The organism is Pseudomonas viridiflava (genome assembly GCF_900184295.1).
In the GTDB taxonomy this organism is placed as follows: Bacteria; Pseudomonadota; Gammaproteobacteria; order Pseudomonadales; family Pseudomonadaceae; genus Aquipseudomonas; species Aquipseudomonas viridiflava.
The window spans coordinates 3,933,066-3,958,704 of sequence record NZ_LT855380.1 but is presented as its reverse complement, the minus strand read 5'-3'; the positions used below and the strand labels follow the sequence as shown (position 1 = coordinate 3,958,704).

Here is a 25,639-nt window from a genome sequence, read left to right as displayed (position 1 = left end):
GTGGGAGGCGGCTTGCCGGCGATGCAGTCGACGCGGTGTATCAGGAAAACCGCGTCATCGTTCATCGCCGGCAAGCCGCCTCCCACAGTTCCGTGTTTGCTGCGCGACAGTGCTACGTCGAAGACGTAGTGGCGCCTCCCACGGTCAGATCTCTGCTGCGTGAAACAACCTCATCGACATATTGAATTTCTGACACCGCACGCGAGTCATTGATGGGTAAGCGCCAGACCCTTATCCCTCTCAAGGACCGACGATGACCTTCTTCATTTTTCTTCTCGCCTGCGCAGCCGCCGCGAGCACCGGCATCATCTTCAAGCCCGGGCAATGGTACGAATCGCTGACCAAGCCGAGTTTCACGCCGCCGAACTGGCTGTTCCCGGTGGCCTGGACAACCATCTACCTGCTGCTGGCCTGGGCCGGTTATCGCCTGAGTCTGATGCCAGGAAGTCAGCAAGTGCTGGCGTTGTGGGCTGCGCAGATCGCGTTGAACACGCTCTGGACGCCGGTGTTCTTCGGTGCGCACAAGTTGTTGGCCGGGATGGTGATCATTACGCTGCTTTGGCTCGTTGTAGCGGCCATGTTGGTGATGGCGTTGCGTCTGGATGTGATCACTGGACTGATGCTGTTTCCCTATCTGGTCTGGCTCTGCGTGGCGGCTGCGCTGAATTTCTCGATCCTGCGCAACAATCGCTGAGACCTGCTGAACAGTCACCAGGCGTCACAGGACGCCTGGCTGACTCGCTCCCTTATTTTGCGAACGAATACTCGCCGCCTTTTTCCAGCGCCGCGCGATAGGCCGGTCTGGCCTGGAATTTCTCGACCCAGGCCGCTAGGTTCGGGTAAGTCTGCAGCTTGCCACGGGCCTTGGCGAGTTCGCCGATGAAGCTCATCTGAATGTCGGCACCGGTCAGCTCTTCGCCCACCAGATAAGGCGTCAGGCCCAGCGTGTCGTTCAGATAACCGAGGTAGTTGGCGACTTCCGATTCGATACGCGGATGCAGCGGCGCGCCTGCATCGCCCAGGCGTCCGACATACAGATCAAGCATGAGCGGCAGCATCGCCGAGCCTTCGGCGAAGTGCAGCCATTGCACGTACTCGTCATAGGTTGCACCGGCAGGGTCCGGTTGCAGACGGCCTTCGCCGTGACGACGGATCAGGTAGTCGATGATGGCGGCGGACTCGATCACCACATGAGGGCCGTCCTGAATCACCGGCGACTTGCCCAGCGGATGAATCTCCTTGAGCTCAGGTGGCGCCAGGTTGGTTTTGGCATCACGCTCGTAACGCTTGATCTCGTAGGGCAGGCCCAGCTCTTCCAGCAGCCAGAGAATGCGTTGCGAGCGCGAGTTGTTGAGGTGGTGAACAGTGATCATGAGGGCTCCGCTGTGCAATAGGGTGTAAGGAGCAGACTGCTGGGTTATCGCAGAGTGCCCTGAAATGATGCTTGTTCGGCGACACGGAGTCTCAGGCGTCGGCACAGGGCGGAACGAGCCAGTCCACGATGCCGAACATCCTGAAAGCGTTTTACGTGTCGATCAGTTCGCGCACTCTGGCTGCCAGCGTATCGATCGAAAAAGGCTTGGTGAGCACTTCCATTCCTGGCCCCAGACGGCCTCCGCCAATGACTGCGTTTTCGGCATAGCCCGTGATGAACAGGGTTTTCAGGTCCGGCCTTACTTCACGTCCCGCGTCGGCCATCTGCCGCCCGTTCATGCCGCCGGGCAGACCGACATCGGTAATGAGCAGGTCGATGTGCACATCGGACCGCAGTACTTTCAAGCCAGCGATACTGTCTCCTGCTTCGATCAGGCTGTAGTCCAGACCGCCCAGCACATCCATCAGCAACATACGCACGCTCGGTTCATCGTCCACGATCAGAATGGTTTCGCCGGACTGTGTCGGCGCTGCGGACGTGTTGTCGATCTCATATGCCTGCTTGTCCGCGCTACCGTGGTAGCGGGGCAGGTAGATGCATATCGATGTTCCCAGCCCGACGGCCGAGCATATGCGCGCCTGACCACCGGACTGTCTGGCGAACCCGTAAATCATGGACAGACCCAGTCCGGTGCCTTGACCGATGGGTTTGGTGGTGAAGAAGGGGTCGAATGCCTTGGCGATGATGTCCGGCGGCATGCCGGTGCCGGTGTCTGTCACGGTCAGCGACAGGTAGTCACCTTCCGACATCTCATGAGCCCTGGCCGTGTCAGGATCCATCCACACATTGGCGGTCTCGATGGTAATGCGTCCGCCGTTTGGCATGGCATCACGGGCATTGATGCAAAGGTTCAGAAGGGCGTTTTCGAGCTGGCTGGCATCGACCAGCGTCGGCCAGACATCGACTGCACCCACTGTCTCGACGGTAATGCTGGGCCCCACCGTACGCTGGATCAGCTCGCCCATGCCTTCCATCAGCATATTCACATCGGTGGGGCGCGGGTCCAGGGTCTGCCTGCGGGAAAATGCGAGCAGGCGGTGAGTCAGCGAGGCGGCTCGCCGGGCGGCGCCTTGCGCAGTCAGGATGTACTTTTCGGTTTCCTGCCATCGGCCCTGCGATGTTCTCAGCGCGATCAGTTCCAGAGCGCCCGAAATACCCGCCAGCAAATTGTTGAAGTCGTGGGCCAGGCCGCCGGTCAATTGCCCGACGGCTTCCATTTTCTGTGACTGGCGCAGTTTCTCTTCGGCCTGCATCAGCTCGACCGTTCGTTCTGCTACACGCTGCTCCAGGGTTTCATTGAGTGCGCGCAAGGCGGCGGTCGCGCGATCGCGTTCGGCTTCCACGGAGCGTCGTCCCTCGACATCAATGACGACCCCGGGCAGGCTTAGCGCAGTGCCGTCTTCGGCGAGATCCACGCGTCCGTTCGCTTCGATCCAGTAATACTTTCCGTCGGCGCGGCGTACACGGTACTGGTGAGCGTAGGCGCCGCCTGTCTTGATGGCCTCGTCGATGGCGGCCTTCAGCCTGGCTCGGTCTTCGGGGTGCACCGAGCCGATCACCTGCTCCATTGTGAGACCTTCATGCCCAAGCGCGGGGTCAAGGCCGAACGCACGCGAGAAGGCTTCATCAATGGTCAGGCTGTCTCCTGGCACGTCCCAGTGCCAGGTGCCTATGATCGCGCCTGCCGCCAGGGCAAGCTGCACACGCTCGACGTTCTGTCGCGCGACGGCTTCGCTGATGCGCAGACGGTCCTGAGCATTTCGCCGTTCGGTCACATCGCTGAAGATGATCGCGATCTGCCTGTCGGCGGGGTCTCCGACGCTGACCGCGCGGACATCGAACCAGCGCTTGAACGCTTCGGCGTAGTTCTCGAAGGTCGCGGGCTCTCCGGTCTTGGCAACGTGTCCATACGTCTCGAACCAGAAGCGCTCCAGGTCCGGCGCAAACTCGGTGACCCATTTCCCGCGCAGGTTGACGCCTGCCTGGCGCTCGAATGCCGGGTTGGCTTCCACGAAACGGTAATCGATCGGTCGGTCATCGTCATCGAACTTCACTTCCACAATGGCGAACGCGGATTCGATGGTCTCAAGAATGGTTCTGAAGCGTTGTTCGCTCTGACGCAGTGCGGTCTCGGCCTTGCGCATTCCCGACATATCCAGCATCGCGCCGATCATGCGAACCGCCTGGCCTTCGGTATTGCGCAGGACATGGCCCCGATCAAGGACATCGGCGTAAGTGCCGTCGTTGCGGCGGAAGCGGTACTCGTGCGACCACGCGGTATCGGTGCCGTCGATGACTTGATGAATCGACGCGTAGACGTGTGCACGTTCATCCGGATGGAGCTGGGAAAGCCACCATTCTCCCGTCACGTCCACCGAGGCGAGCGGGTGCCCGTACGCGTCTTCAAGCGCGTCATTCCATAGCACCTGATTGGCTTGCAGATCCCAGTCCCAGATGGCATCGCTGGTCGCTTTGGCGGCCAGTCGATAACGTTCCTGAGTATGTTCGGCGGTCTTGCCTGCAAGGTTCTTGAGCATGCCTTCGGGCGTCGACTCAAGACCTGCGTCCTCAATGACCCTGCGCAAGCGCGCGACTTCAGTCTCCAGCTCTTCATGAGTCAGATCTTTCAAACTTTACACTCTCGTTTCGTAATAACGGCCTTTGCTCAAAAACACCGGCGCTTTGAAAGGCCGTCGGCATTATCCGTGCTTTATGTCATTAATCATATAATCGTGCGGGAGAGATTTGCAGGGCTACCGGTCATCTGAAAAAGGTTCGTCCTGATAAGTTAAATAAAACTTAATACTTGCTCGGGGCCTGTAAACAAAGGCGTGCACGTCATACCTATCAATTGATCAGTTATATCGATCACGTTAGCCATCAAGTTAGCGAGTTGCGCGCCGATTCCTGTGCATTACGAAAAATCGAGGCACACAGGCTATGAGCGCTAAATGGTTGGACAATCTTAACGTCAGTAAAAAGCTCGCTTTGGGCTTTGCGGCGATTCTGCTGGGGGTGCTGACCGTTACGGCCATTGGTTACTCAAGCACCAATCTGCTGATCGAGCGCCTGGGCAAGAGCAGCAAGATCGCCGAAATCAAGGATGACGTCCTGAATGCACGTATTGCCGCGCAAGCCTATGCAACCGGACCCACCGCTGCCGGTGTGCAGGTCTATGGCACTGCGCTGGACACCCTGAGTCGCAGCGTCGAGCAGGGACTGAATGTGTTCGTCGTATCGAGCAACCTGCAGAAACTGAAAAGCATCAAGGAACAGGTCGGCGGTTTGAAGCAGACTTTCGATCAACTGGTCAGCATCAACCAGAAAGTCGATGACGCGCTCAAACCGCTGATCAAGGTGTCGGACGAGGTCAGTGCGACTTTCGAAAACCTGTTGCAGAAAACCATCGACGACACTTTGCGTGCGCCGAGTGAGACCGGTATCCAGCAGGTCAAGATCGCCGGTGATCTGCGCAACGGCATGACCAATTTCCGTCTGATCTTTCGCCGTTACCTGAGCATTCCGACTGCCGACAACCGTCAGGCAACCTACAACGCCGCCGATGCGTTGATCGCCCAAGTGGCCGCTGCACGCAGCCAGCTGCCGGTGGAAGCCAATGGCGCAGTAGACACCGCATTGAACGCCCTGAAGCAATACAAAGTGCTGATGGCGTCCATTTCCGAAATGCTGCAGCAGACCGATCAGATCCGCAGCACCCTGCAACAACAGTCCATCGCTACAGCGGCCAGTGCCGATGAGCTGGCCGCCGCGCAGGTGGTCAGTGCCAAGCGTGAACAGAACACCGCTGTCATGCAGCTCTTGAGCGTGGCCCTGGTGGTGTTGCTGATAGGCATCTTCGCGGCCTTCGTCATTACCCGTCAGATCACCGTGCCGTTGAACGACACCGTGATTGCCGCCCGTCGCATCGCTGAAGGCGACCTGACCCAAGACACCGCTACCACGCGTCAGGACGAACTGGGTCTGCTGCTGAACACCATGCAGCACATGACCGTCTCGCTGCGCGGGCTGATCGGTGGAATCGGCAACGGCATCACGCAGATCGCGACCGCTGCCGAAGAACTTTCGGCGGGCAGCGAACAGACCAGCGCTGGCGTGGCCCAGCAGAAGAACGAAGTCGACCAGGTCGCCACGGCCATGAACGAAATGGCGTCGACTGTCCAGGAAGTCGCCCGCAACACTGAAGACGCTTCGAAGGCTGCGAAACAGGCGAGCGAACGTGCGGCCCACGGCAGCAGCGTGGTGCAGCACGCCACACGCGAAATCGGTCAACTGGCGGGAGAGGTCAAGGAACTGGGCCAGGCCATGCAGCGCCTGACCGAAGACAGCGGCAAGATCGGCAGCGTGATCGACGTGATCAAGGCGGTCGCCGAACAGACCAACCTGCTTGCGCTCAACGCCGCCATCGAAGCGGCACGTGCAGGCGAACAGGGTCGCGGCTTTGCCGTCGTGGCCGATGAAGTACGTTCGCTGGCGCAGCGCACCCAGAACTCCACCACCGAAATCGAAGCGCTGATTCAGGCGCTGCAGCAGGGCACCGGCGCAGCCGCAGGTCTGATGGACGCCAGCCTGCAACGCACCGAAGGCACCGTGGTGCTGGCGCGTCAGGCCGAGCAGGCACTGGTGGAAATCAACCAGTCGATCAGCACTATCGAGCAGATGAGCCAGCAGATTTCGGCATCTGCCGAACAGCAGAGCGCTGTGACCGAAGAGATCAACCGCAGCGTGCTCAGTGTCCGCGACATCGCCGATCAGTCGGCAGCGGCCACCGAGCAAAGTGCAGCCTCGACTGTGGAACTGGCCCGTCTGGGCAGTGATCTGCAGAACATGGTTGCGCGGTTTCGTATCTGAGGTCTGAAGAGGGGGCTTGCGGCGAGATCGCAAGCCCCCTCTTATCAAACAAACTGCAACCCACTGAGTTTACTGCGCGACTGCATTACGTCGAAGACGTGGTGGCGCCTCCCACAGTCCTGTGTTCGCTTTGATACAGCACTGTGTCAGGGATAAAGGGCGGGACATCTACCCGGCCGCTTCAGCCTTATGCCTCTCAGCCCTGACCACTACCCATATACCCAGCCCCGACACCAGCATGCCTGACGCCATCCGCCATGACAGCGGTTCGTCGAACATCATCCAGGCCAGCAGCATGGTCACTGGCGGGCTGAGGTACAGGACGCTCGCGACCCGGGTTTCGGAAGCCCGGCGCAGGCAGACCCAGTAAAGCCCGTAGCCACCCAAAGTGGACAAACCTGCAGTCCACGCCACGCTCAGTGCAAACCCTGTGCTGGGTATCGGTGCCAGTCCGCCTTGTACGCCTTCGATAACGGCGAAGACGATGCCGGACACGCAACATTGCAGCCATAGATTCGGCAGCAGCCCCATGGTTTGCGAAGCGGTCAACCGCTTACGCCAGAGGGTTGCCACCGCCAGCGACAGCATGCCCAACAATGGCAGGCCATAAGCCCATAACGGCGCTTTACCCCAGGCCAGTGCACCTTGTGTTGCAATCACTACGCCCAGCAGACCGATCGCCAGTCCGACCCAGACTCCCCAGGCCAGTCGCTGGCCCAGAAACAGCGCTGCCAGCAGCGCCATCCCGATGGGCAGCAGGTCGGCGAACAGCGCCGCGAGCCCGGCCGGAACGCCTAGCGCGATGCCCTGGGTGATGCCCGCCAGATAGCCCGTCATGGCCAGCAGACCGATGCCTGCATTTTTCAGCAACACGGCAGGCGAGGTCTGCCGCAACTGCCGGAACACAAAGGGCAAAAGAATCAGGCAGACCAGCACGCAGCGCCAGAACACCACCAACAACGGCGGGGCGTAATCGATCGAGAAGCGGGCACCGATGAATCCGGAACTCCACGTCAGGATCAGTCCCGCTTCGAGCAGCGGCAACGGTAGGGATCGCCGACCATCAGGTCGCAGGGTTTCACTGTGTTTTATCGATAGGTGCTGGTTCATGCCCACAGACTACGAAACAGGCGTAATCTAATAAATCAAAATAAACGACATCAGTTATTCACGAAGATTGAATTATGACGCCGACGCTCGATATCGAACTGATCAGAACCTTTCATGCCGTTGCCCGGATCGGCAAATTCTCGGCTGCAGCTGATCAACTGCATAAAAGCCCGGCTGCTGTGAGCGTGCATGTCCAGCGTCTTGAGGCCGTCGCAGGCGGTCGCTTGCTCAATCGCGACAACCAGTCGGTTTCTCTCACTGCGCTGGGCAAACGGCTGTTGTTGTCCACGACCGAGCTTCTGGCGACTCACGACCGGGTGCTCGCCGACCTTCACGGCACCCGTCTGGCCGGACGCATCACCCTGGGCGTACCGGATGAATACGCCACTCATGTCATCCGCGACATCCTGCCGACGTTCATCGCAGCCTGGCCCAATGTGGTGCTGGAACTGAAAACCGCACCCAGCTACGCCCTGCGCGAGCAGGTACAGCGCGGCAAGCTTCAGGCGGCTGTGTTGGCGTTGCCCAAGGGCGAGGCGAGCGACGATGCGCAGATGCTGGTATCGACTCGCCCGGTGTGGGTCGGACCACAAGGGCAGTCTCTGCAGACGTCTGAAGTGCTCCCGCTGGCGGTGCATGCCGCGCAATGTCCGTATCGGCAAGCGATGCTCGAGTCACTCGGTGAATGTGGCCGCAAGGTGCGTATCGTGCTGGAAAGTCCTTCCAATCAGGCCGTCAAGGCCTGCGTGGAAGCAGGGTTGGGGATCAGTCTGATCGACCGTTCCCGAGTCACCGAGGGCATGCAGATACTGGAAGGGCTGCCCGAGATCGCCGAGCATGACGTGGTTTTTCTGAGGTCGCCGGGCTCGCGGATGGATGAAGCGGTAGACCTATTGGGCAATGCCATGCGCCAGTCTTTCCGGCTTTAGCGAGGCATGCCCTCAAGCACTGCCCTGGACAAGATTCGCCAGACGCGAAGCAATGTCCTGACGGCGGAAGGGCTTGGCCAGAACCTCGAAATCATCCGTCGGCACCGGCTTGGCATTGGTGTAGCCGGTGATGATGAGAATCGGCAGGTCGTTGATGCGCTGGCGTATCTGCCGCGCCAGTTGAACGCCGGTGATGTCGGCCATGACGTAATCGGTGACCAGCACATCGGGCCTCAGGCCTGCATCAAACAGGTCCAGCGCCACTGCGGCGGAGGGTGCTTCGGTGACCTGATAACCCAGATCCTGCAAAAGGTGCGCGGTGCTGTCCCTGACCAGGTCTTCGTCATCGACCAGCAGCACATGGACGGAACCCTTGAGCAGCGGAGTCTCCAGTGCCCTGGATTCTGCCTGCATGACCGGACTGCTGGCCACTGGGAGCCAGAGCGTCACTTCGGTGCCCTGACCGGGTTTGGAGCGAATGTCGAACTCGCCGCCCGATTGCAATGCCAGCCCCTGGACCATCGACAGGCCCAACCCGGTGCCTTTGCCAACGCCCTTGGTGGAATAGAAAGGCTCCACGCAGTGCTTGAGGGTGTCTTCGCTCATGCCACAGCCGTTGTCGCTGACAGTAAGCCGCACATGATTGCCGGTCCTGGTTTTCAGCGAATCGGCCCGCGCGCTGATCTTCACACGGCCACCTTCTTCCAGTGCGTCACGTGCGTTGACCGTCAGGTTGAGGATCGCCAGTTCCAGTTGGTGTGGGTCGACAAATACGGCCGGCAGACTGTCGGGAATATCGACTTCGACGACGATCATCGGCCCCAGCGAGCGCTCGATCAGGTCTTTCAGTTCTGCGACCAGGCCTTCAAGCCTGATCGCCTCCGGCACGAGCGTCTGGCGCCGCGCAAACGTCAGCAGCCTGCCGACCAGCGTGCGGGCGCGGTCGGCCGCCAGCATGGCGCTGTCGAGCAGCTTCGTGGAGCGTGGGTCTTCCACCCGGCGGCGAACCAGTTCCAGCGACGCCATGATCGGTGTCAGCAAATTGTTGAAGTCGTGCGCAACCCCGCCACTGAGCTGACCGACCATCTCCATCTTGCGAGACTCATGCAATTGGGCGAGGGCTTTTTCGCGCTGGGCGAGCATCGTTACCACGCGCTGTTCGAGGCTTTCGTTCAGGTCGCGCAGTGCGCGTTCGGCACGCGCCTGATTGATCCACAGCCAGGCCTGCTTCGCGGCTTCCTGGGCAAGATCCAGCTCGTGATCGCCGAAGGTACTCGTGATCGACGGCTGGATGGTCAGCACCGCCTCGAGTTTTCCGTGCAGCACCACTGGCACGTAGATTGTGCACGGCGGTTCGCTGACGGTGTAGCGAGCCATCCTTGTATTGGCAGGAATGATCGGGCTGGCCGCGATTTCATGCAGCACAGCGCGGTCAGCGCGCAGGTCCGCTGACATGCTGTCCGTCCATTCGGGCAGGTGCCGGATCTCGGACGATGAATCATTCGGGTCCGCCGGCAGTGTCTTCAGGTGAGAGCCGTCATCGTCAATCCCGATGAGTGCGATGTGCTGAACCGCCAGTTCACCCCTGAGGCGGCTCAGCACATGGCGCTCGATGGCGCAGGGATCGGAAGTTGAGGGCAATGTTCGGCCCAGCTCGATCAGGAACGCCTGACGCCGTTCGAATTGCACGCGCTCGGTGGTTTCCGTAACGATGCACAGCACGCCACCAATCGAACCGTCAGCCTCGCGAACAGCGGAGTAGGACACATTGAAGTAAACGGTTTCTCCGGCACCGAAGCGCTTTATATAGAACGGACGGTCCTTGGCCGAGAATGTTTTTCCCGTGTCACGAACACCCTGCAGCAGCGGTTCAAGGTCATCCCAGAGCTCGCCCCAGTTCTCGATGGCAGGACGGCCCAGCGCGCCGGGGTGTTTATCGCCAATGCTTGGCGCATACGCATCGTTGTACAGCGCGATGAACTGCGGCCCCCAGAACACCACAATCTGTGCGTGCACCGGCAGGGCGGTGGCGATCAGATTCTTGAGGCAGTCGGACCATTGCGAGGGGTGCCCCAGAGGCGACTGATTCATCACCGCCGTTTGCAGAAGCGCACCGATCTCTGCGCCCTCTTCGGGAAAGCACAGTGCTTCAGCGTTGTTTGACTGGGGTGAGTTGAGGTTATCCATCGACCTTGACGCTCTGGTAAATAGGCTGAGCTTGCGCGGTTAGAGCGTACAAGTGCGCCGAGCGTTCACTGGTTAGTTGAATTTTAGCGGTCGATGTTGCGGATCGGGTCGGAACTGATAGTTACTGCAAGCAAAGAATAGGTGCGTTCAGTCCTGGACACTTCCATATGAATGTATCGAATGAAAAACCCGCGATATTCGCGGGCTTTCGATAACGTCAAAACGCTCGCAGGCAGCCTTCAACCGTCCTTGAACAGAAAGCTGTAGGCGTTCAGCGCCGGGACGCCGCCCAGGTGGGCGTAAAGGACCTTCGAGCCTTCGGGGAATTCGCCGTTGCGGACCATGTCGATCATGCCGTGCATGGATTTGCCTTCGTAGACCGGATCGGTCAGCACGCCCTCAAGGCGCGCGCACAGGCGGATGGCTTCCAGCGTGCCGTCGTTGGGCAGGCCGTATTCGGGGTAGGCGTATCGGGTGTCGAGCACAACGTCGTCGGCGGTGATCTCACGGCCCAGCTCGACCAGCTTCGCAGTGTTCTGGGCGATGCGCAGCACCTGTTCGCGGGTCTTTTCCGGCTTGGCCGAGGCGTCGATACCGATGACCCGCTGCGAGCGTCCGTCGGCGGCAAAGCCCACCAGCATGCCCGCGTGGGTGCTGCCAGTCACTGAGCAGACCACGATGTAATCGAACTTGAAGCCCAGTTCTTCTTCCTGCTGACGCACTTCATCGGCAAAGCGTACGAACCCCAGACCGCCAAATGGGTGCTCCGAACAACCCGCTGGAATCGGGAAGGGCTTGCCGCCGCTCTCGACCACATCGGCCATGGCCTTTTCCCAGCTTGGACGGATACCGATGTCGAAACCTGCCGAATCCAGACGCACATCGGCGCCCATGATGCGGGACATCTCGATGTTGCCGACCCGGTCGTACAGCGCATCGGAATAATTGACCCAGTTTTCCTGAACCAACACGCACTTCATGCCCAGATGCGCTGCCACGGCCGCGACCTGACGGGTCTGGTTGGACTGGATGCCGCCAATCGATACCAGCGTGTCGTAGCCGCCCTCGATGGCTTCAGGCACCAGATATTCCAGCTTGCGCGTCTTGTTGCCGCCAAAGGCCAGCCCGCTGTTGCAGTCCTCTCGCTTGGCATACAGCTCGACCTTGCCACCCAGGTGTTCGCTCAGGCGTTTGAGTGGTGTGATGGGCGAGGGGCCGAATGTCAGAGGGTAGCGCTTGAACTTGCTCAGGTTCATATCGAGTCTCCGTTGAGAGGTGAGGCCAGGCATGAGGGGTTAACGCTGTGCCTGAAACAGGTCTTATCATAGGAAATAGCTGGATAACCGTGGTTGCAAAGAATTGTTCATTGACCGAATTAGCGTTAGTGTCAGTCCAGCAAAACTTTTATTTATTTCGTGGAAAGACACATGAAAGCAATAAATGAAACCGGCAAAACGCTCACGCCAGAGAAGACGCCGCCGCTGGACCGGATTGACCGCACCATTCTCAAGACCCTGCAGGTCGATGCCTCCATCTCCAACGTGGCGCTGGCGGAAAAGGTCAGGCTCAGCCCGCCGGCCTGTCTGCGGCGCGTGGAGCGGCTCAAGGAAAGTGGTGTTATCAAAGGTGTGGTGGCGCTGCTGAACGGTGAAGTGCTGGATGCCGGGATGGTGGTGCTGATCGGCGTGGTGCTGGACCGCTCGACGCCGGACTCGTTTGCGCAGTTCGAAGCGGCGGCGCAGAAGGTGTCCGGGTGCATGGAATTTCACGTCGTCACCGGCGAGTTCGACTACTTCATGCTGCTGCGCACCAGGGACAGCCAGAGCTTCAACCGCCTGCATGCCGAGCAGCTGCTGTATTTGCCGGGCGTGCGGCAGATCCGTTCGTTCATGGGCTTGCGTCAGGTATTGTCGACGACCCACATTCCGCTCTGAGGCCCGGCATGGCACGCATTGCCTGTTCAGGGGGGCGCTGATAATCTCGCCACTTGCGCAGGGACTGGACATCGCGTGCCGTTCAAGGAATGACAAACATGACGCCGATCATCGAAGCCTTATCGAAACAACCCTTTGCAGAATGCTCGCTGGTGTCGGCTCACGACGCCGAGTTTCCCCGCCATACCCATGAAGAATATGTGATCAGCGCCAACCTCTCCGGCAGCGAACGGATCTGGTATGACGGTCGATCACAGGATGTACAGCCGGGGCAGGTCACGCTCTACAACCCCATGACGGTCCAGTCTTCCCTGTTCGACTCGACAGGCGCACGCTTCATCAGCGTCCATCTCGACGCGGGACACGTTGCGTCGGTGTTCGGCGAGGTGCAGGGGCCACTGTTCGATGAAGGCGCGCTGAAGGACGATGCGCTGTTCAAGGCCATTGTCACGCTGCACGCAGCCAATGATCCTTCGCGGCGCGAGGAAGCGCCTTACGAACTGTTGGCCGAGCTTTCCAGGTTTCGCGGCGAGGCCCCGGTGATCGTGGAGCCCGATATGGCCGCCAGGGTCGTGGAATACATGCAGGACAACCTGTACGAAGACATTGATCTGCAGGACATCAGTGCCATGGCGGGCATCTCGAAGTTCCACCTGGTGCGCAGCTTCAAAATGACCAGGTCCCTGGCGCCGATGCAGTTCCTGAAACAGCTCAGGCTGATCGAAGTGCGCAAACGGCTGCGTCGGGGCGATGCAGCGGCCCGGGTCGCAACCGAGTTGTACTTCTACGACCAGGGACACATGTGCAATTCGTTTCGCAAGGTGATGGGCATTTCGCCGATGCGTTACGCCTCAATGCTCAAAGACGGGCTGCGGGCTGACAAACTCCATGTAGCCGGAAACCACAACGTATAACGTGAAATAGGCGAAAATCAGCGCCGATGCGATGTAGGTCCATCTCAGCATCTTCTCGCCCAGCAGTTGCCCGCCATGGTAGGCCAGGCCGCACAGCACCAGCGTCCAGAAGACCCCGGCGCTGAAAAAGCCCGAGAGGAACAGGATCGAACTGTTCATGTCGACGCCCTGTTTGGCGATGATCGCGCCACCGACTGCGGCGAACCACAGGATTGCGCTGGGTGACGACATGGCCAGCACGATTCCCTTGGAGAACAGCGCGAAGTTGGTGCGACCCCACTGCGTTTGCGAACCACTGACGCCGGCCTTTACCCGTATGGCGCTGGCGACCATCTTGAAGCACAGGTAGGCCAGTACCGCCGAACCGCCCAGCCACAGTGCCCAGCGCACTGCCTCGTACTGCAGCAACACCGCCATGCCTGCCAAGGCAAGAATCGCATAGACCATGTCGCCGATGCAGGTCCCGAAACCGAGCCACACACCTTGTCTGAAGCCGCGCTGCATCGACAGGGTGATCATGGCCATGTTGGCCAGGCCGATCTCCAGGCACAGCGACAGACTCAGTAAAAAACCGTTGTAAAACTCCACTTACTTGCTCTCCAGCAGGGACTGTTCATAAAAAAGGGATGTTTCGCACAGCGACAGTCCGAACAAGACATCCGTGTTTCTGGCGTGATGTACGCCATAGGTTCTCAGGAAACGCTCGAAGGTTTCCAGATTGTCGGACATGACGGCATCAAGCAATGTTTTGGCGATGCGCATCATGGCGGCCGGAAAGGCTGTGCAATCAATGTGGATCCTGCCTGGCGTAATCACCGACAGCACGCCTGCATCTTCAAGCATTTTCAGCTGCGCGTAGGCGGCGCCTGCATCTGGAAACTGTTCCGGGCCGCGCCGCAGGTAGCGGAACAACTCCAGAACATAGAACCGCACCATTTTGTCAGATTCCAGTTCAAGACAGTCGGCGATATCGGGCGTGAGGGCGAGCAGGAAACCGAACACGTCAGCCACCGTTTCCTGAGCGACCATCGAGCCCCAGCGATCATGACGGCTAAGGCGACGGTAATCGGTGGCGGGCAAGACGATGGAATGCCCCAGATCGTGGCCCCGGAACCAGCTCATCATGTAGCGCTCGATGTCCTGAGCTGCAGGGAGGTCATCATCGGTCCAGCCAAAGATGCCTTTTTGCTCCAGCGAAATCTGCTGGTAGAGACTCAGGTAGGTGTTGGCGAAGACTATGGTTCGTTTGACGGGCGAGTACTTGATGCCCTGATCTTCGGGCATGAAATAGGCGAAATGTTTGGGAAACGTGTCGGCCTCGCCGCCGATGGCGATCAGATCGATGATCTTGTACGAGCAGGCAGGTAGCTGTTGGAGCTCGGCGCCGAGCTGCCGGGAAAGCCTTGCGACGCTGCTGTCGAGGTAATGATCGACGATGTTGGAGACCGCCTGAAGCCTCAGGTTCGGCGTGCCGAAGAACGCCGAAAAACCGGTCTCCCGGGATTTTCCCAGCCAGGTCGACAAAGGGCCGACGTAGCTCACCAGTTCCTGCTCATCGAGCCCCGCCAGTTGGGCGCCGGTGTCCTTTATCCAGACCGAGCCCATCAAGCCCTCGGCGATCAGGCCCATCGCTTCACGGGACGCTTCGTCTGCCAGTTGCCCTGACGCCGTCGCCAGATGGTTGGCAATCGTCACCAGAATGGTCTGCACCAGCATCGAATCCTTCTCGCCTGCGCGCTCCAGTTCGCGAATCAGGTTGGCCTGCCGCACCAGTTGGCTCAATGCGCTGGTCAGCGTGGGGGAAAAGTTTTCAGGCTTCTCGAGCCGAACGGCCCGGATGATGTGTTGTTGTCGTTTGGGCCAGAAAATGCTGTTCATGATCGCTCCCTGTCAAGAACGGCAATCAGAACAGTCGGGACATGGCTGGGTATTGGAAATAATTGCTGTAAGGCACCAGACTTGAGCGTGTGCGACCAAACGTTCCCGCGCGCTGCGAGTCAGAGTGATGTGACTGACTGTAGCCTGTGATTCAATACGCGCCGTTTTGTTTTTCTACTTGCTCAAGGACTTTGATTTTGGCTGCTGGAAGCTTGCTTACCCTGCTTGACGATATTGCCACCCTGTTGGATGACGTGGCGCTGGCCACCAAGAAAACCGCAGGTGTGCTGGGTGATGATCTGGCGCTCAATGCGCAACAGGTGACTGGCGTGTCGGCCGACCGCGAATTGCCGGTGGTTTGGGCGGTTGCCAAGGGTTCATTGCTCAACAAGGCGATTCTGGTGCCTGCTGCGCTATTGATCAGCGCCTTCGCCCCTTGGGCGATCCTGCCGCTGTTGATGATCGGCGGTGCGTTTCTGTGCTTCGAAGGCTTTGAGAAAATCGCGCACAAATGGCTGCACAAGGAGGGCGCCGACGAACACGAACAGCGCAAACAGGCCACGACCGATGCGTCGGTGGACATGGTGGCGTTCGAGAAAGAGCGTATCAAAGGCGCGATTCGTACGGACTTCATCCTTTCGGCGGAAATCATCGTGCTGGCACTGGGCGTGGTGGCGGCGCGGCCGTTCATGGATCAGGTTGGGGTGCTGGTTATCGTGGCGGTGCTGATCACGGTCGGCGTCTACGGTCTGGTGGCCGGTATCGTGAAGCTGGATGACCTGGGTCTGTATCTGAAGAAAAGCGCCAGTTCGTTCGCGCAGAAACTCGGCGCTGGCCTGTTATGGCTGGCACCGGTGTTGATGAAACTGCTGTCGATTCTCGGCACGGCGGCCATGTTCATGGTCGGTGGCGGGATCCTGGTCCACGGCCTGCCATTCGCCCACCACTGGGTGGAAGGCGTGACGGCAAGCGCTGCGGGTGCAGTCGGTGGATTGTCAGTGATCATCCCAACGCTGATCGACGCCGTTGCAGGCATCATTGCCGGTGCTGTACTGGTAGTGATCGTCACGTTCGCGGGCAAGGCGTGGAAGGCTGCGCGGGCGTAGCATTGATCAGGGATGGAGTGCCAATGGGACGCGGAGCGTCCCGGCTGCATACCCACGCAGAGCGTAGGCACGATCGGCGCGTTGATCGTTCCCATGCTCTGCGCTCATCGTTATACACAAGTCATCTGGCCATCCAGTGAGGCAGCAGCACTGATGCGCTTTTGTAGCGCGATGGCATGAACACCGCAGATCGCGACGTGGGTGAAGGCTGAGTCCTGGCGCTGATTCGGGGGGCAATCGGCATGGATGCCGATTGAGCTGCACTGGGCCATGGATGGCCCATTTGCAGCGACCCCCGAATCAGTGTCAGGACGAAGGAACCCCGGCGAAGCCGGGGCCGGAACCGGAGCAAAGGACTTTGGCTACTTTGGTCCCTCAAAGTAGCGCGCCGTAAGGGCGCAAAGGTGACCTGAGCCGGGCGCTCGGCTCACTGAATCCGCAATCTGTGCCATTTGTGACGCGGAGCGTCACGGGCGGCATGCCCACGCGGAGCGATGGGCACGATCAGTGTCGAGGCGGACTTATGTATAACGATTGATCGTTCCCATGCTCCGCGTGGGAATGCCGCTCAGGACGCTCTGCGTCCCGGCGGGCTATCAGAAGAACACTTTCACCAGCAGGCTCGCGGTGTTCTGGTCGGTGTCGAACGAGCCGGTGTCCTTGATGCCGTATTTGTTGGTCCAGTAGTCATACTCGATACCGACGTACAACTGCCGCTCCGGGTAGTTGAGTGCCTTGCCCAAGTCGTATTTGATCTGTGGGTTGAAGTGCAGGTTGGAGTGGTAAGTGCCGCGCGACGTCTCGTCGTTATCCACCACCCAGTCCATGAAGCCGTCGATCAACACATCCGATTTGCCCACTGGAATGGTGTACGACCACACCGGCGTGATCTGCCATACGCCATCGCCCGGACGATTGCCTTCGGTGTGGCGCTGGTAGAAGTTGAGCTGGAAATAATCGAAGCCCGGGATCTTCAGGTCGAACGCAGGACCGATCAGGTAGGACTCGTTATCGCCTTCACCGAACTCGTAAGTGGCTGCCAGCAGCACATCGGTGATAGGTCCGAACTCGAACTTCTGTCCGAAGATCTTGCCCATCGACAGGCGCGGAGAAATCTCGCCGTAGTAGGTGTTATCGCCCGCGTTCGCATCTTTCTTGCCGTTGTAGAAGATCTTGTCGACGAATAGAAAGTTGTCGCCGTATTTCCAGCTGTCCGCATGTTCAAAGGTGAAGGTCTGTTGTATCTCAGGGTTGACGGTAAAGTCCCGTCCATTCAGATAGGTCAGGCTGTTGCTCTGCCACTGGAAGATATCCCCGGCCATTGCGGGTGCAGCGGCCAGCAGACTGCTGGCCAGTAACACGCTGGAAAGTGTGCGGTTCATTCGGTGTATCCCTTGAGTAAGATCATGATCGAGCAGACCGGCGCTCTGAGTGGCACCTTGTCCGGGGGTGTAATAATTTGTCTGTTTGGTCAACTTCCACTAGTTAGCAAGAGCTGCGCCAATCGCCGAAAAAAAGCCGACATAATACGAAAACCGCCACATTAATGTCGGTTTTGGTTGTTTTCTGGAATGCCAGACGCTGGAATGCACAGCCTGCTGGCAGGGATGTGCAATCGACTTGGATAAAGCAGGCCGTTATCGGCCTATTTTGCAGCGGCGGCGGAGGATACTGGCTCGCGCCATCCCGCTCAAGTGCTCCAGCGCAGGGCGGCTGGAGCGAAAACGGGGCGGCCGTCGCGCAGAGGGCCGCCCGGGTGAATCAATCCAGCTTCGCACCCTGATCGATCCAGGCACCGACCAGGTCGCGCTCCTGTTGGGTCATCTGCGTGATGTTGCCCAGCGGCATGATCGGTGAGCTGACGGCCTGGGCCTTGATTCGTTGCGCCTGCTGCTGAATCTGCTGCGGCGTATCGAACATCACCCCGGCAGGTGCGACGCTGAACAACTGGCTGGTGGGGCTGGCCGAGTGGCAGACAGTGCAGCGTTGCCGGATCACGTCGTGGACCTGACTGAAACCTGCACCCGCAACCTTGGCTGGTTCCGGCTGGGCAGGTGCTGCGACCGGTTCCGGCGGCTTCTCATCGGCGCGATGCCCACCCACGGCCGTTCCGGGCAACGGTTGGTAGACAATCTTCGTCGCCTGCGGCGGTTGCGCGGGGCCGGTGACGTACGCCAGGCAAAGCATGCCCAGCGCGGCCACCGGCAGTGTCCAGGCGAAGCGATGGCTGTCATGGCGGGTATTGAAATAATGGCGTACCAGCACCGCCAGCAGGGCGATGCCCGCCAGGATCAGCCAGTTGTATTCGCTGCCGTAAGTGCTCGGGAAGTGATTGCTGATCATGATGAACAGCACGGGCAGGGTGAAGTAATTATTGTGCCGTGAGCGCAGCAGCCCCTTGGCCGGCAGGCTCGGGTCCGGCGTGCGGTTTTCGGCGATGGCGGCGACCAGCGCACGTTGCGCCGGCATGATGATGCGGAATACGTTGCCGACCATGATGGTGCCCATGATCGCCCCGACATGCAGGTACGCGCCGCGGCCGCTGAACACCTTGCTGAACCCGTAGGCTGCCGCGACCAGCAGAATGAACAGGATCAGGCCCAGCAGGGCAGGGCGTTTGCCCAGCGCCGAGTCGCACAGAAAACTGTAGATGAACCAGCCGACGAACAACGAACCCAGCCCGATGTGCACGCCTTCCGCGCCCGACAGGCTGCTGCCCGGTGCCAGCAGGTACAACGTCGGGTTGGCATAAAACACCACGCACAACAGGGCCACGCCCGACAGCCAGGTCGAATAGGCTTCCCATTTGAACCAGTGCAGGTTCTCCGGCATGGTCGGCGGGGCGAGCTTGTATTTTTCCAGGTGATAGATGCCGCCACCATGGATGGCCCACAGATCACCCGAAAGCCCGTCGCGCGGGTTCTTGCGGTTGAGGTTGTTTTCCAGCCAGACGAAGTAGAACGATGCGCCGATCCAGGCAACGCCCACAATCATGTGAATCCAGCGTATGCCCAGATTCAGCCATTCCATCAAATGTGCAGCCACGGTGCTTACCTAAATACCTGTCACCACTTCACGGGTGCTCAGGCCCTTCCTGGGAGTCGGGATCGAGCACCAGCAACTGGTGCTCTGCAAAGTAATGCTCATCGCAGTTATTGCCGGTTCCACTGCGATCAACCACCAGGAAATCATCCCGCTTTTCGATCGTCAGCACCGGATGGTGCCAGACGCCGCGATGGTAATTGATACCCTGCCTGCCGTTGGAGACGAAGGCACGGGTCAGCTCTGATTCAGGTGCATCGCCAAGTGGCGCGACCACGATCAGAAAAGGGTTGCCGAGCAGCGGTATGAACGCCTGACTGCCCTGCGGATGACGCTCCAGCATGGTGATGGTCAACGGCATCGGCAGCGCCTCGGCGCGGAAGATGCTGATGATCGCCTTGTCGTCCGGCTGCGCGGTCTCAACCTCCGCCAGACGATGAAAGCGCATGGTCGAACCGTTGTTGATCATGAAGTGATCGCTGCCATCGGTCTCGATCACGTCACCGAACGGCGCGAAGGCTTCCTTGGTCAACGGCTCGATTATCAGTTTGCGCATGCGGGTTCTTCTGTTCTCAATGTGATGACCGTTTCCACGCTCTGCGTGATAACACCGCTTCATAATGTGACGCAGAGCGTCACCGCCTGAATGCACACGCCAGGTGCACACGTCTTGCTGCAACCGCCTCCCACGAGGTATGCATTCAGTCGGGCACTCTCTCAACGCTGAAGCTTACCGCGACACTTTGCCCAGCAACCGCAACCGGCTGACGCCGCCATCCGGGAACACGTTCAGGCGGATGTGGGTGATCGGTCCGATGGCTTTGACCTGCTCGGCAAACTCGTGCTCGGCGTGCATGGTCAGTTTCTGGCTGGGCAGCAGTTCGCGCCAGAACAGGCTCTGGGTTTCGATCTGGCTATCGGTTCCGCCTTTCACGAACGCACCCTGGATCGAGCAGCTGTCCGGGTAGTTGCCTTTGAAGTGCAGGGTGTCGACGATGACTTTCTCGACTTCGCCCGGATGCCCCAGCGCCACGATCACCCAGTCATTGCCCGGCGTGCGGCGGCGGGCGGTTTCCCAGCCGTCACCCATGTTCACGCCACGGCCCGGATTGAGAATGTTGCTCATGCTGCCGTAGTGCTCGTCCGAGCAGGCAATCGAACGCCCGCCATTGAGCGCTGCCACCAGATCGATCTGCTCGCCATCACCCACTGTGGTCCAGTCGCGATGCGGCACGCCATGCACGCGCAGGCGTGCAACGCCGCCGTCCGGGTAGATGTTGAAGCGCAAGTGGCTGAACGGCTGGTCGTGGCTGATTTCGTGGTAGTGATGACTGTTGCCTTTCAGCTCCACTGACGGCAGCACTTCGGTCCATGCCGTGTTTTCGTCCGGTTCGCCGGTGGCCAGAAAGCAGGCTTCCAGCGAGGCGGACGGCGGGAAGTTGCCGGTGAAGAACGAGGTATCGATGTCCACGCCCTTGATGGTGCCCGCCACGCCCAGGCGAATGACCGCGCTGTCGTAACCTTCGAAACGTTTGCGGCGCGATTCCCAGCCGTCCATCCACTTGCCGTTGTCGTCGAACACGCCTTCCTTCCAGACCGCAGGCGTCGGCTGGAAGAGGCGGTTGGCATCGGCGAACCAGTCGTCGGTCACGGACAGAACCTTCGTGCCCAGACGCGCGTCAGCCAGGTTCACGAACTTCTCGAACGGTGCGGCGTAAACTTTCATGCTTCTTGTCTGCCTTCTAAACGTTGGATGAGCGCGGCGCCTGAAGCGCCTGCAAACGGAACAGTGCGATTTTGTTGATCTCGGCCAGGGCGCAAGCGAACTCGGCCTCCGGCGAGTGGTGGAGACGTTGTTCGAACGCCGCCAGTATCTTGTGCCTGTCGCTGCCCTTGACCGCCATGATGAACGGAAAGCCGAAGCGGGCCTTGTAAGCCTCGTTCAACTCGGTGAAGCGCTGAAACTCTTTCGGCGTGCAGAGGTGGATGCCTGCGCCTGCCTGTTCATTGCTGCTGGCCTCGGTCAATTCGCCCTGAACGGCGGCCTTGCCGGCCAGGTCCGGGTGAGCGTTGATCAGTGCCAGTTGTTGCGCCTGTGTGGCGCCAAGCAGGATATCGCTCATGCGCGCATGCAGGCTTTCAATCTGATCCAGCGCCGCCAGCGTCCCTTGGTCGTAAGCCTGCTGCGCGACCCAGGGAGAATGTTCGTAGATATCGCCGAAGGCGGCGATGAACGCGTCGCGGCCCATTGTCGACGGGGCAAAACCTGAAAAGTCGGTCATTGCGTCGCCTCGGCCGTGAACGGATGCTCGGCGTGCCAGTGACGGGCGATGTCGACGCGGCGCGTGAGCCACACCTGCTCATGGCCTTTGACGTATTCGATGAACCGTTTGAGTGCGGCAAGGCGGGCAGGGCGGCCGATCAGGCGGCAGTGCAGGCCGATGGAAAGCATTTTCGGTGCCTCTTCACCTTCGGCGTACAGCACGTCAAACGCATCCTTGAGGTACTGGAAGAACTGTTCGCCATTGTTGAAGCCCTGCACCTGTGTGAAGCGCATGTCGTTGGTGTCCAGCGTGTAAGGAATGACCAGATGCGGTTTGCCGGTCGGGTTGTTCGGTTCCCAGTAGGGCAGGTCGTCGTCGTAGGTGTCGCAGTCGTAGAGAAAGCCGCCTTCCTCCATCACCAGCCGCCGGGTGTTCGGGCCGGTGCGCCCGGTGTACCAGCCTACTGGACGCTCGCCGCTGATTTCGGTGAGGATGCGGATCGCCTGGCGCATGTGTTCGCGCTCCTGGGCCTCGTCCATGTTCTGGTAATCGATCCAGCGATAGCCGTGGCTGCAGATCTCGTGGCCGTCGGCAACCATGGCGCGGATCACGTCCGGATGACGCTGCGCGGCCATCGCCACGGCAAAGATCGTCAACGGGATATCGAACTGTTTGAACAGCTTGAGAATGCGCCACACGCCCGCGCGGCTGCCGTATTCGTAGAGCGATTCCATGCTCATGTTGCGCTGGCCCTGCAGCGGTTGCGCGGCGACCATTTCGGAGAGAAACGCTTCGGATTCCTTGTCGCCATGCAGGATATTGCGCTCGCCGCCTTCCTCGTAGTTCAGCACGAATGACAGCGCGATACGCGCATTGCCCGGCCAGCGAGGGTGAGGCGGGTTGTTTCCATATCCGATCAGGTCGCGGGGGTAGTCGGCGCTCACTGCTGGCTTCCTTATTGGCGATAGGCGTGAAATCAGGTCGGGTGCGGGTAAAGGCAGGGCGCCCGCAGTGCGAGGATTGTATACAATTTATTTTTGAAATTGTAACCTCGCTCCCTGTCATCAACCGCGATGACTACGGTGCGAAAATCTGCAGGATCTCTACAGGCAAGAAACAAGCAAGAAACCTGCCTGACTGGTCAGCTTAATCAGAAAAACCTGATTGATTTCCTTCGCTTCACTGATTTCAAAGCAATTCGGCCGGATTGGCGCGTTCAAGGCTCTATGGTTTCGGGCCTAGCGTGTACAGGATTTTCGAAAAGTGTCTTAATCGCTGACAACAGCGCCCCGACGAGCACTTTGTTGGTGCGGTATCGTCGCAACGATCACGACAAGGAGCAGCGCCTTGGGAAAATTGACCACACACGTTCTGGATGCCGCGCATGGCTGTCCCGGTGCGTCCATCGTCATCGAGCTCTACCGCATTGAAGGTGAACAGATGCTCAAGGTTGCCAGCGCCGTCACCAACAGCGACGGTCGCTGCGACGCACCGTTGCTGCAGGACGGTGAGTATCGATCCGGCGTTTACCAGCTGCATTTCCACGCGGGCGATTACTACCGGGCAAGAGGCGTGGTGCTCAACGAGCCGGCCTTTCTCGATGTGGTGGTGTTGCGCTTCGGCATTGACGCAGGTCAGGCCCACTTCCATGTGCCTCTGTTAATCTCGCCCTACAGCTACTCGACGTACCGGGGCAGCTGATACTCGCTTGCCCGCGCACACTGCGGGCTTTTTTCTGCGCGCCGTTCAGTCGCCAGACGTGAGCACGCCTTTCCGGTTTTGCCCTGTGTACAATGCGCGCGTTGCGACGCCGTCATCCATCCGCGCCCGAGTGCCCATGAACGATCAGTCCCTGCCTCTCAAGAAACCGACGCGACCTGCCAAGGCTGGAAGCAGCCTGACTCAGGACGATATTGTTTACGCGCACATCTTCGACGCCATCCTTGAGCAGCGTCTGGCGCCGGGCACTCGACTGAGCGAAGAGGCACTGGGCGAGATTTTCGGTGTGAGTCGCACCATCATCCGCCGCGCCTTGTCGCGTCTGGGTCATGAAGGCGTCGTGCTGCTGCGCCCCAATCGTGGTGCCGTGGTCGCCAGTCCCAGCGTCGAGGAAGCCCGTCAGGTGTTCTTCGCCCGGCGCATGGTGGAAAAGGCCATCACCGAGCTGGCTGTCGAGCACGCCACGGCCGCGCAGCTCGCGCAGTTGCGCCAGATGGTGAGCGATGAGCGCGACAGCTTTTCCCGCGGGGATCGAGGTGCGGGCATTCGTCTGTCCGGCGAGTTCCACCTGCAACTGGCCGTTGCGGCCCGAAATGCGCCGCTGATCAGCTTCCAGCGCAGCCTGGTTTCCCAGACTTCACTGATCATTGCCCAATACGAAACCGGCAACCGCACGCACTGTTCCTACGACGAGCACAACCAGTTGATCGATGCGATCGAGGCGCGGGATGCGGCGCTGGCGGTCGAGTTGATGATGCACCACATGGACCACATCGACAGCAAACTCAACCTGGACGAAGACGCGAGTTCGGATGATCTGCAGGCCGTGTTCTCGCACCTGCTGGGCAAGAAGAAGCCCAAGGCCAGCTGAAACGCAATCAGCCTGTCTGTTGCTGCCTCAGGGCCTGCGCCTGACGGTACATATAAATGCTCAGGCCCAGCCCGCTCAGCGACGCGAGCGCGGCGAACAGGAAGATCGAGACAAAGCCGAAGCCAGCTGCAATCGCCCCGGCCAGCGGCCCGGTGATGCCCAGCGACAAGTCGATGAACAGCGAATAGGCACCCACCGCAGCGCCACGGCTGGACGCCGGCACCAGATTGACCGCCTCGACGCCCAGCGCCGGAAACACCAGCGAAAAGCCGAACCCGGTCAATGCTGCACCCGCCAGCGCCAGGCCGGGGGTGGGTGCCATCCACAGCAGCAACAGGCCCAGGGTCTCGACTGACAAGCAGACGATTGCCACCCGAAAGCCACCCAGCCGATTGATCAGATTGCCGAACAGCAAGCGCGCCGCAATGAAACTGCCGCCGAACAGGGTCAGGCACAGTGCGGCGTTTGGCCAGTGATTGCTGGCGTAGTAGAGGGTGATAAAGGTCGCGATGGTGCCGAAGCCGATACCGCCCAGTGCCAGGCCCATGCCGTGGGGAAAGACGCGTCCCAGCACATGTATGAACGGCAGGCGCTCACCGTGCACGATGGGTGCACCGGGTTTCTTCCAGGTCAGCAGCAGCCCCATTGCGCACAACAGCATGATGCTCACGCCAACCGTCCACAGACCCAGTTCATTCACCATCCAGACGCCCAGCGGGGCACCGATGGCCAGTGCGCCGTAGCTGGCGATACCGTTCCAGGAGATCACCTTGGCGGTGTTCTGTGCGCCGACCCTGCCGATGCCCCAGCCAATCGAGCCGGAACCCACCAGACTCTCCGCGCTGCCCAGAATCACCCGGCCAATCAGCAATACAACCAGGCTCGCCATCGGCCACGCTTGCAGCCAGATGGGCACCAGCATGAACACGCCGCTTAAACCACAGCCCGCCAAGCCAAGCTGGACGGCTTTCTTGCTGCCCAGATTATCGATGATGCGACTCGCCCAGGGGCGGCTGATCAACGTAGCGAGGTACTGCACACTGATGACGAGACCGGCTATCACTGCGCCAAAACCCAGGTCGCTGTGGACATAACCGGGCAAAACCGCCAGCGGGATGCCGATGTTCAGGTAGCCAATGAAGGTGAACATGACGATGGAAACCACCGTCAGCGTGATAGCCATCGGGGTTTGCGGTGCAGCAGTGTTTGTCTCGGGCATGGAGAGAGGTTTCATTCTGATCATGAAGTGGACGTGTGGCGTTCAAACGGTGCAATTGAAAAGCGTGCGCGGAAAATCCTTAGCAAGCTCTCGATGTGATCATCATACGGCGCATCGGACGATGCTGGTAACAGATTGCAATAAATCTGTAGGGCAGGGGGG

General features: G+C 59.7%; 22 protein-coding genes and 1 pseudogene. 9 read left to right on the top strand and 14 right to left on the bottom strand.

The genetic code is table 11. The features are described 5' to 3' along the window. Window positions 1-253 precede the first annotated feature (253 nt). On the top strand, window positions 254-694 hold the full coding sequence (tspO, locus tag CFBP1590_RS17795) for a tryptophan-rich sensory protein TspO (RefSeq protein WP_088235633.1): 441 nt from the start codon (window positions 254-256) through the stop codon (window positions 692-694). 52 nt (window positions 695-746) lie between these two features. Here tspO and CFBP1590_RS17790 read toward each other — a convergent pair whose 3' ends face one another. Together CFBP1590_RS17790 and CFBP1590_RS17785 are read right to left on the bottom strand one after the other, a co-directional pair. Next, on the bottom strand, window positions 747-1,373 hold the full coding sequence (locus CFBP1590_RS17790; protein WP_088235632.1) for a glutathione S-transferase family protein: 627 nt from the start codon (window positions 1,371-1,373) through the stop codon (window positions 747-749). A 151-nt stretch (window positions 1,374-1,524) separates the two neighbouring features. Next, complete coding sequence (locus CFBP1590_RS17785) at window positions 1,525-3,972, bottom strand: PAS domain-containing protein (protein ID WP_088236435.1); 2,448 nt, start codon at window positions 3,970-3,972, stop codon at window positions 1,525-1,527. A 403-nt stretch (window positions 3,973-4,375) separates the two neighbouring features. Here CFBP1590_RS17785 and CFBP1590_RS28540 point away from each other — a divergent pair. Then, a pseudogene (locus CFBP1590_RS28540) lies at window positions 4,376-5,557 on the top strand (methyl-accepting chemotaxis protein); the annotation flags it as partial. A gap of 33 nt (window positions 5,558-5,590) precedes the next feature. Next, the gene (locus CFBP1590_RS28535; protein WP_370454378.1) at window positions 5,591-6,304 is read left to right on the top strand and encodes a methyl-accepting chemotaxis protein; all 714 of its coding nucleotides are present in this window, start codon (window positions 5,591-5,593) and stop codon (window positions 6,302-6,304) included. 168 nt (window positions 6,305-6,472) lie between these two features. Here CFBP1590_RS28535 and CFBP1590_RS17775 read toward each other — a convergent pair whose 3' ends face one another. Further along, a complete protein-coding gene (locus CFBP1590_RS17775) occupies window positions 6,473-7,414 on the bottom strand; it encodes a DMT family transporter (RefSeq protein WP_088235631.1) in 942 nt (313 codons plus the stop codon). Window positions 7,415-7,488: 74 nt separating this feature from the next. Here CFBP1590_RS17775 and CFBP1590_RS17770 point away from each other — a divergent pair, with 74 nt between their 5' ends. Continuing rightward, window positions 7,489-8,343 carry a LysR family transcriptional regulator gene (locus CFBP1590_RS17770; protein ID WP_088235630.1) on the top strand — a complete coding sequence of 285 codons (855 nt, stop codon included), beginning with the start codon at window positions 7,489-7,491 and terminating at the stop codon, window positions 8,341-8,343. 12 nt (window positions 8,344-8,355) lie between these two features. Here CFBP1590_RS17770 and CFBP1590_RS17765 read toward each other — a convergent pair whose 3' ends face one another. Both CFBP1590_RS17765 and CFBP1590_RS17760 read right to left on the bottom strand, forming a co-directional pair. Continuing rightward, complete coding sequence (locus CFBP1590_RS17765; protein ID WP_088235629.1) at window positions 8,356-10,530, bottom strand: hybrid sensor histidine kinase/response regulator; 2,175 nt, start codon at window positions 10,528-10,530, stop codon at window positions 8,356-8,358. Between the two features lie 239 nt (window positions 10,531-10,769). Continuing rightward, a complete protein-coding gene (locus CFBP1590_RS17760; RefSeq protein ID WP_058432814.1) occupies window positions 10,770-11,786 on the bottom strand; it encodes a 1-aminocyclopropane-1-carboxylate deaminase in 1,017 nt (338 codons plus the stop codon). A 171-nt stretch (window positions 11,787-11,957) separates the two neighbouring features. On the opposite strand from CFBP1590_RS17760, the gene CFBP1590_RS17755 reads away from it, so the two are divergent. Together CFBP1590_RS17755 and CFBP1590_RS17750 are read left to right on the top strand one after the other, a co-directional pair. Continuing rightward, a complete protein-coding gene (locus CFBP1590_RS17755; protein WP_025994293.1) occupies window positions 11,958-12,464 on the top strand; it encodes an Lrp/AsnC family transcriptional regulator in 507 nt (168 codons plus the stop codon). A gap of 98 nt (window positions 12,465-12,562) precedes the next feature. Then, window positions 12,563-13,378, top strand: a complete 816-nt coding sequence (locus CFBP1590_RS17750) for an AraC family transcriptional regulator (protein WP_043304790.1) — start codon at window positions 12,563-12,565, stop codon at window positions 13,376-13,378. On the opposite strand, the gene CFBP1590_RS17745 is transcribed toward CFBP1590_RS17750, so the two are convergent. Continuing rightward, on the bottom strand, window positions 13,316-13,966 hold the full coding sequence (locus tag CFBP1590_RS17745) for a LysE family translocator (RefSeq protein ID WP_025994294.1): 651 nt from the start codon (window positions 13,964-13,966) through the stop codon (window positions 13,316-13,318). The two genes, CFBP1590_RS17750 and CFBP1590_RS17745, sit on opposite strands and share 63 nt — an antisense overlap. Then, window positions 13,967-15,256 (bottom strand): DUF8614 domain-containing protein, encoded by a 1,290-nt coding sequence (locus CFBP1590_RS17740; protein ID WP_088235628.1) that lies wholly within the window; start codon window positions 15,254-15,256, stop codon window positions 13,967-13,969. It abuts the gene before it with no gap. A 197-nt stretch (window positions 15,257-15,453) separates the two neighbouring features. Here CFBP1590_RS17740 and CFBP1590_RS17735 point away from each other — a divergent pair, with 197 nt between their 5' ends. Beyond that, window positions 15,454-16,362 (top strand): DUF808 domain-containing protein, encoded by a 909-nt coding sequence (locus CFBP1590_RS17735; protein ID WP_004886651.1) that lies wholly within the window; start codon window positions 15,454-15,456, stop codon window positions 16,360-16,362. 596 nt (window positions 16,363-16,958) lie between these two features. On the opposite strand, the gene CFBP1590_RS17730 is transcribed toward CFBP1590_RS17735, so the two are convergent. From CFBP1590_RS17730 to puuE, 6 genes are all read right to left on the bottom strand, one after another. Then, on the bottom strand, window positions 16,959-17,744 hold the full coding sequence (locus CFBP1590_RS17730; protein ID WP_004888121.1) for an outer membrane protein OmpK: 786 nt from the start codon (window positions 17,742-17,744) through the stop codon (window positions 16,959-16,961). Window positions 17,745-18,123: 379 nt separating this feature from the next. Then, a complete protein-coding gene (locus tag CFBP1590_RS17725) occupies window positions 18,124-19,407 on the bottom strand; it encodes a urate hydroxylase PuuD (protein ID WP_058432803.1) in 1,284 nt (427 codons plus the stop codon). Window positions 19,408-19,435: 28 nt separating this feature from the next. After that, a complete protein-coding gene (locus CFBP1590_RS17720) occupies window positions 19,436-19,960 on the bottom strand; it encodes an ureidoglycolate lyase (RefSeq protein ID WP_004888117.1) in 525 nt (174 codons plus the stop codon). A gap of 174 nt (window positions 19,961-20,134) precedes the next feature. Beyond that, window positions 20,135-21,130, bottom strand: coding sequence for an allantoicase (gene alc, locus CFBP1590_RS17715; protein ID WP_088235627.1), 996 nt, complete (start codon window positions 21,128-21,130; stop codon window positions 20,135-20,137). A gap of 16 nt (window positions 21,131-21,146) precedes the next feature. Further along, window positions 21,147-21,686: a 2-oxo-4-hydroxy-4-carboxy-5-ureidoimidazoline decarboxylase gene (gene uraD / locus CFBP1590_RS17710; protein WP_088235626.1), complete on the bottom strand. Its 540-nt coding sequence runs from the start codon at window positions 21,684-21,686 to the stop codon at window positions 21,147-21,149. Continuing rightward, on the bottom strand, window positions 21,683-22,612 hold the full coding sequence (gene puuE / locus CFBP1590_RS17705; protein WP_088235625.1) for an allantoinase PuuE: 930 nt from the start codon (window positions 22,610-22,612) through the stop codon (window positions 21,683-21,685). The genes uraD and puuE overlap by 4 nt, the downstream gene beginning before the upstream one ends. A gap of 403 nt (window positions 22,613-23,015) precedes the next feature. On the opposite strand from puuE, the gene uraH reads away from it, so the two are divergent. Further along, on the top strand, window positions 23,016-23,369 hold the full coding sequence (gene uraH / locus CFBP1590_RS17700) for a hydroxyisourate hydrolase (RefSeq protein ID WP_088235624.1): 354 nt from the start codon (window positions 23,016-23,018) through the stop codon (window positions 23,367-23,369). 136 nt (window positions 23,370-23,505) lie between these two features. Beyond that, entirely contained in the window at window positions 23,506-24,258 is a 753-nt protein-coding gene (locus CFBP1590_RS17695) for a GntR family transcriptional regulator (RefSeq protein ID WP_029244304.1), read from the top strand. A 7-nt stretch (window positions 24,259-24,265) separates the two neighbouring features. Here the strand turns inward: CFBP1590_RS17695 and CFBP1590_RS17690 are convergent, their stop codons facing one another. Continuing rightward, entirely contained in the window at window positions 24,266-25,477 is a 1,212-nt protein-coding gene (locus CFBP1590_RS17690; protein WP_088235623.1) for an MFS transporter, read from the bottom strand. Window positions 25,478-25,639 lie beyond the last annotated feature (162 nt).